The organism is Streptomyces sp. BE20, assembly GCF_036322525.1.
Taxonomy (GTDB): Bacteria; Actinomycetota; Actinomycetes; order Streptomycetales; family Streptomycetaceae; genus Kitasatospora.
On record NZ_JAQYWW010000149.1, the window covers coordinates 1 to 402 of the forward strand.

The 402-nt window shown below is 76.1% G+C and carries 1 protein-coding gene; it reads left to right on the forward strand.

Translation table 11 applies throughout. The annotated features are described in order from the left end of the window. The coding region (locus PUR61_RS00760; protein WP_329874541.1) for an AAA family ATPase at positions 1–402 on the forward strand (402 nt) is incomplete at both ends.

Genomic DNA, 402 nt, shown 5'->3' on the forward strand with positions numbered 1-402 from the left:
CCCCCCCCCCCCCCCCCCCCCCCCCCCCCCCCCCCCCCCCCCCCCCCCCCCCCCCCCCCCCACCCCCCCGTGGACACCCTTCAGCCGCCATACGAGATTTCACGCCCGGTACCGGCAAGACCACCGTCGCCCGCCTCTACGGGCGGCTGCGGGCCGCCCTCGGCGAGCTGCCCAAGGGGCAGCTGATCGACACCGCACGCGCCGACCTGGTCGGCCGCTACGTCGGCCACACCGCGCAGCTCACCCAGGAGGCCTTCGAGCGGGCGCGCGGCGGAGACCTCTTCGTCGACGAGGCGAACACCCTGACGCCCCGGCACGGGGGCGTCGCCGACTTCGGCCAGGAGGCGGTGCACACCCTGATGAAGCTCATGGAGGACCACCGGGAGGAGGTGGTGGTGATCG